6 protein-coding genes and 1 pseudogene are annotated in these 5899 nt (G+C 60.7%); 2 read left to right on the top strand and 5 right to left on the bottom strand.

Annotation, left to right across the window (positions count from 1 at the left end; translation table 11 throughout):
• Nucleotides 1-199: 199 nt before the first annotated feature.
• From ACS5Q1_RS46015 to ACS5Q1_RS46005, 3 genes are all read right to left on the bottom strand, one after another.
• Complete coding sequence (locus ACS5Q1_RS46015) at nt 200-658, bottom strand: hypothetical protein (RefSeq protein WP_473104473.1); 459 nt, start codon at nt 656-658, stop codon at nt 200-202.
• 5 nt (nt 659-663) lie between these two features.
• Nucleotides 664-1677 carry an LPD7 domain-containing protein gene (locus ACS5Q1_RS46010; RefSeq protein ID WP_473104474.1) on the bottom strand — a complete coding sequence of 338 codons (1014 nt, stop codon included), beginning with the start codon at nt 1675-1677 and terminating at the stop codon, nt 664-666.
• Nucleotides 1678-1751: 74 nt separating this feature from the next.
• Nucleotides 1752-2018, bottom strand: a complete 267-nt coding sequence (locus ACS5Q1_RS46005) for a hypothetical protein (RefSeq protein ID WP_473104476.1) — start codon at nt 2016-2018, stop codon at nt 1752-1754.
• Between the two features lie 205 nt (nt 2019-2223).
• Between ACS5Q1_RS46005 and ACS5Q1_RS46000 the strand changes: the two genes are divergently transcribed.
• Entirely contained in the window at nt 2224-2478 is a 255-nt protein-coding gene (locus tag ACS5Q1_RS46000) for a hypothetical protein (RefSeq protein WP_473104475.1), read from the top strand.
• Between the two features lie 30 nt (nt 2479-2508).
• Here ACS5Q1_RS46000 and ACS5Q1_RS45995 read toward each other — a convergent pair.
• Nucleotides 2509-2706 (bottom strand): annotated as a pseudogene (locus ACS5Q1_RS45995) (relaxase/mobilization nuclease domain-containing protein); the annotation flags it as partial.
• Between the two features lie 1070 nt (nt 2707-3776).
• Here ACS5Q1_RS45995 and ACS5Q1_RS45990 point away from each other — a divergent pair.
• Nucleotides 3777-4577 carry a hypothetical protein gene (locus ACS5Q1_RS45990; protein ID WP_473104472.1) on the top strand — a complete coding sequence of 267 codons (801 nt, stop codon included), beginning with the start codon at nt 3777-3779 and terminating at the stop codon, nt 4575-4577.
• A 330-nt stretch (nt 4578-4907) separates the two neighbouring features.
• On the opposite strand, the gene ACS5Q1_RS45985 is transcribed toward ACS5Q1_RS45990, so the two are convergent.
• On the bottom strand, nt 4908-5489 hold the full coding sequence (locus ACS5Q1_RS45985; protein ID WP_473104471.1) for a DUF1003 domain-containing protein: 582 nt from the start codon (nt 5487-5489) through the stop codon (nt 4908-4910).
• Nucleotides 5490-5899 lie beyond the last annotated feature (410 nt).

Raw genomic sequence — 5899 nt, 5'->3', positions numbered from 1 at the left:
TCCGTCTCGCCGATACTGTCGGCGAGTGGCTTCGGTCCATACCATCGTGAACTCCATCGAATCTTCGCAAATCCGACGGAATCACAGGGCCTTGAGGCCACTCAACCTTTTTCAGTCAGCCTCTAAGAGGTTCGTAATGACCGCGAAGCCCAGACACTGCGAAGGCTGAATGGGCCTGATATCAGGGACGGGATTATACTCATCCATGGTACCCGCTGCTGAGCAGGCTGCGCGAGCCAATGCCGCGCCGGGAAGGCCATCCAGCAAGCTTTCCGAGCGGCGGTCGGTCTCCGGAAGGATCGGCTGCCATTGCAGCTATGATGCGCCGGCCTGCCTCGCGCCAACGGCGCAGGCAGTCGCTTGGCCGAGCACGGACGGCGGCCGCGAGACGGCTCCAACCATCGACGTCAACCGTCTCGAAATAGGCTTGGAGCGCCCGGTCCCGGGCGATGGCGATCCGATTGCCCAAGACCGGGCACCATAAGGCACCCGGCCTGCGCAGGCGGCGTCGGTGCTGAGCCGCGCGGGCCGTCCGTTCGTCGCAATACAGCCAAGCTCCCAAGGTAGGTTCATAGCTCGCCCACTCGGCAGCCGGAATACGTCCAGCCGCCCTTTCGATCACGTATCGCCGTAGCAGCAAGGCCTCCGCGTCCCGCATCCCTGTCATTCCAGCACCGGTGCGGGGTCGTTGGCGGCCGGACGAGGATCGGACTTAGGAGGATTGAGCAGAGCGGAGTGACTGTGCGCGGCATTGCGACGCTCGATCTCGATCAGCTCCGCCCGCCCGAGAGCGTGAAAGCGGGAAAGCTCCGGGACAATGTCTGCCACGTCTGACGTCGCGAGTTCGGCGCGCTGGTCGTCATCCAGGTAGCTTGTGACAAAGGCCCGGAGCTCGGGCGGCAATCTGCCAAGTCCGGCGGGGTCACCCTGCGCCGCAGCACGTAAGGATTCAGCCTCGCGGGTACCGACCCGCACAAGGCTCATGGTCTGGGTGTGTACCTCGGCGGTCGCCTGTTCCCGCTCCCACATTCGACGTACTGCGTCGGATGGCTTGCAATTTTCGAGCCGGACGCCCTGCCGTTGCGCCTCGATCCAGATGCGATCCTGATCCTGTTGTGACCACCTGCCTGTTAGTTCCGCGGCCCCACCCCAAGCCTCCTTTGCCTTGATGATGGCCGCACGGATCGCTTCATCGGAGACCGGGCCATGGATTTCCAAGTGATCGCCTGTGTCCCTGATCCGGGAGGTCCCGGCCTGCAACCAACAGCCGTCCGGTGCGGCGGTAGCCGAGTAGCCCCGATCCTGCCACCATTGGGCCAGCGCCTCAGCCTGTGTCTCGGTCAGGCGCTCGCGGCGCGAAGCATTGGAGCTGCGAGCGATCGTGGTGGTTCGCTCCAGGCGTTGGGTTTCCCAATTACCCGCTTCAGCAAGAGCAGCCGCGAGGGCATCTGCGCGGCCCCGGGCACCCCACGTCCGGACGGTTCTGCCGTACCCATCAATCTCACACCAGCCGCCATCCCGCAGCAGGATGCGCGCTGTCGGCTGGCCAGGCGAAGGCTGCTTGATCATGTGCAGGTCATCGCGCCACGCCGACGCGTCGAACCCCTGTGGAGCAGCGTCGACGAGGAGCTGCGCCTTAAAATCCAGTGCCCGCGCCGCCTTGAATCCTCGTGCCATACCGCCCTCCCTTAGTGAACCAAGTTCATTGTGCGTCCGATGGTGGCCGGCGGCGAGCGCGGCGGCCTGAATCGTTAGCCTGCCGACGTCGATGGTGCCAAGGGCCGCGGCGGCGATGCGCTCGTGCACGCGGCGTCGAGCCGACCGAGGGTTTCGGATTGGTGCTGCATGGCTTCCAGAATCGCTGTGAGGAGAGCCTTGATCTCGTCCAGCGGGCCACGCTCGGTCGTCTCCTCGTCGAGGAGAGACAGCAGCGGGTGTAGACGGCGCACGTCGTCGCGTGTCGCTAGCTGTTCCTGGAACAGGTCGCGGGGTGTCAACGGAGCGGGTTTGTCGATCATCTCGAATCTCCTCGATCGTAGGAATGGCGAGCTCAGCAAGTCGGGCACGGACATCGGCAGCGGTGATCCGGTCGCCGTCCCTCCGGGCAGCGGCTGACAGGCTGCGTGTAAGGGAATGGATTGATCCGGAACGGTCGACCAAGACAAAACCACGGTCGCCTTGGGCGAGCCTCAGGCTCATCATCCGCAACGCGGCCGCGAAGCCATGACCATTGTCGCTGGAACGCCACGCGGCCAGTGCGCGTGTTCTCACCTCGGCGAGTGGGACCGCCGTACGCTCGGCCTGGGCGCGTTCGCGCGGCGTCGACTGGGCAATGGGAGGGCGGCCGTCGAGCAGCCCGGCCGCCTCTATCGCGTCCGCAATATCGGCCCGGCCGTCCCTGCGCAATGCCTGCGCAACGGCCCTGTTGTGTTTGCCTTTCGTCCACGGCAAGCCGCACTCGAATTCCACGAGGCGTGAGACTTTCTCTCGGCGCGCATGATCGTGCCGCAAGTCGACAGTACGACCGTCTGACCGAACTAGACTCCAGACCACGTGCCAATGAGTGCGCCCGTCCTTTTCGTGGCGCACGCCGCAACGCGGAGCGGCTTCAAGTCCAAATTCCCGTTCGTAGTGCCTCATGAAGGTTTGCATCACCGCGTCCGGATCGTCGCAACCGGGCGGTGGATCAATGTGAACGTGATGCACGGGGCGATCGGTACGGCCGTGTGCGGCCGATGCAACCAATTCGCGGAGCTGTCCAGGGAGATCAGAGGCGGCGAGGCCGCGTGGCTCTAAGACCTTCACATGCTGTCCACCCTTCCGCGACAGAAGATGACGCGCAAGCGCTGGGCCGCCCTGGCCTCGGGTTGCACCAGCAATCACGGGCCGCCCTCACGATGTGTCCTACCTGCGGAGCCGATATGACGTCGCAGGGCACTCGGGACTTCGACGAGCTGGGCCTGCATCGACCGTAAATCCCGCAATACCAGTTCGGTATCGCTATGGGCTGGATGTCCAGCTTCACGAAGCGCCCTCGCGAGCTGGATCGTCGCTCCGGAGCACGATCCCACGGCGCCGACTAGCCGCGCGACTGCCATCACATCCTCTGTCGGTATAATCGCGGATCTGCGCCGTGGGGACGGCGGCAGTGAACGAATTTCACCATAGACGGGGAGAGCGCGAACAAGAGCTGCTCGGACCCATCCCGTCGGACTAATGCCCTCCGAACTTGCGGCGGCATCCAAAGCCGCTGCGAGTTCAGGACCAAGGCGGACATGGACAGCCCGGAGAGTCACGCTGCTGTCCTCGGTTCCTGCTTTGCATCGCGTGCTCGATGGGCATGAAGCCAGAGTGCATGGACCTCCTTCCATCGGGCATGAGCTGCATCACGTCTGGCCTCACCGACAAGGCCGAGAAGGAAGTGATGTTCGGCAATCATTGCCTCATCGATGGCCTCTCTCATGAGGCAATCAAGATCCTCAATGTCGGCATCACACATTGTTGCTTGTTCCTTTCACTGGCCGCATCGGCTGTGGGGTCAACGGGGAGGCACGCCTCCCTTGCCAGCTTGGGGATCTGCGGAGCGGGTATCACTATGGCTGGCTATCTCATGGTGTCTGCCGGCGGAAAGATGGACAAGCCATAGAGATACCAGAGGCCATATCTGAGACGGCCGGATGCAATCCCTTGACCCTATGGCGCCCGGGCGGGAGGCGCATGTCGGTCGTCGACGGGGACGCTCCCAGACACTATAAAGCCTGCCAGAGAGGTGCTGGATGGACCCGTGTGATTACCAAGATGACGATCACGATGAGCCGATGCCACGCGAGCCAGACGAAATCGAGATGCACGAGCTCGATGATGCACTGCGCGGTCTCGCCGTGCTCGGTGAGGACACTTTTTTGGGCATGCAGGCAACGAACGTCGCCTTGGTCGACAAGTGGTTGATGTCTATCGAGACCGAGGCTCGCGGATGGCGCTTCAGGGACGAAGGTATCGACGTTGAAGGTGCAATGTTCCTCAACGCACAGAGCCAGATGTGGATGTTCGCCGTCTACGAGCTCCTGAGAACTTGGCGCGAGCGGGCAAAGAACATCCAAAAGTGGACATCGAGCGGTGGCCTGTCTCTTAAGATTGCAGCGCTCGAAAGAGACCAGTCCTTTCTGCACGTCAATAAAGCCGCCTTCGTCGATCTACTGAAAAGGGCTCTAGCCGAACCTGCTCTGGTATCCTCAATTTCTGATGACCTCTCTCGGACCCACGTGCTGTTCGGGCAGCTTGAATTCCTGCGAATTGCGCTCGCCAAACACCAAGTGTCGGGCAAGGCAAAGCAAATAGCGTATGCACCTGGTTATGCGCGCATCGACATGTGGACTGGGAGCATGTCCTACGAGCTCAGCAACGGTGCCGTTATCCTCGGAGAAGTTACCCGGAGAAGTATCGCTGACGGCTTGCGATCCATCGCCGTCGACAGGAGGGTGCCTTCGAAGGAAGAGCTCGCGAGCTTCGATGCCTTCATGAAGTTCTCACCAGATGACGATCCTTTCGACCCTGCCCATACAGTGCCGCAGGATTGACCCCAACGTCATCCCCTTTGAATTCTGTTGTTGCTGTTCATCAGCGGCACATCTCCACCAGTTGGGAGGCAGCACAGGACGAGGTCCAAAACAACCATCAAGGATGGATGAGAGTAGGTCTGCTCGCTGGGTCATTCCGGAAGGTTGACGTACTTCTGGAGTGTGCCATCACCAGACCTCCGCCAAGGCGGGTGACGAGCCCAGTGCAGCATCTCAGCCGAAAAGGGCTTGCGCGAGCTGGCCCATGTCGATGGACTTGTCGCAGCAGAGCACGTCGGCGTAGGCCTGTGGCAGCGCCCATTGCTCACAGGTGATTCAGGGCGGCAAGGACTAAATGCTTGGCAGATCAGCTTGAGAGTGGCTTCGGAGGGTTGCCCGCACCAGCTTGTCTAACTCCTCAACCCGCTGCGTCTGATCCTGAAGCAAGCCTTCGAGCTGCTCAATGCTAATGCGGTCAAGCTTGTCGTGTAGGGCCATGATCTCAACCTCTGCCTTCAAGTTGACCTCATAATCCAGGCTTGCGGCCAACCTATCCCTGGCGGCTTGTCGGTTTTGAGACATCAGGATCACAGGTGCTTGGAGCGCGGCTACCATCGACAGGATCAAGTTCAGGAAGATGTAGGGGTATGGATCAAAGCCCTCGCCGAGGCGGGCCAAGGCAACGCTGTTCAGAACAATCCAGGCGATGAGCATTCCCGTGAAGATCGTGATGAAGGTCCAAGAACCGCCAAATTGAGCGACCCGATCCGCGAGGCGTTCGCCCAATGTCTGCTGTTCTTCGAGAACACTGTTCACATTTCGGGCGATATGCGAACGCTTGGCAATGTGGAGAATTACCCGCTGCTCGCGCTCAGACAGCCTTGTTACGCCGCTGTCCAGCAACTGCCGAGCGAGTTGAGTCACCTCGTCCATACGCGCCCTCCGCTGTCACTCTGATCAGAGTTTGCAGTCTACTCCAGCCATAGGCACCAGAGGAGGCTTGCCGTTCGCGTCCGTGGCGTATCCCAAGGTGATCAAGAAAACCTTGTATTGGACGTGTCACTCTTCGAAATACCGGGCGGCGGCGGCTTCATTGCCAAGCCTACCAATTGGACCCCGCTGCACACACGATCCACGCGGCACCCAAGGGGATCAGGGAAGCATAGCGATCCGCGTCCCAAGTTTCTAATCTCTTGTGTCACATGCAAATCTTGTCCGGTCTCTCCGATCATACGGAGGAATTCTTGCTTTGAGATAATCCTATATTTACGTCTACTGAACGTGTATACTTCGATAAAGTTAGGAGGACATCATGGTTCAGAGAATCAGGTCCTACATTTCTT

It is taken from the genome of Microvirga sp. GN3, from assembly GCF_055792825.1.
This window is presented reverse-complemented; position numbering and strand designations above follow the sequence as displayed.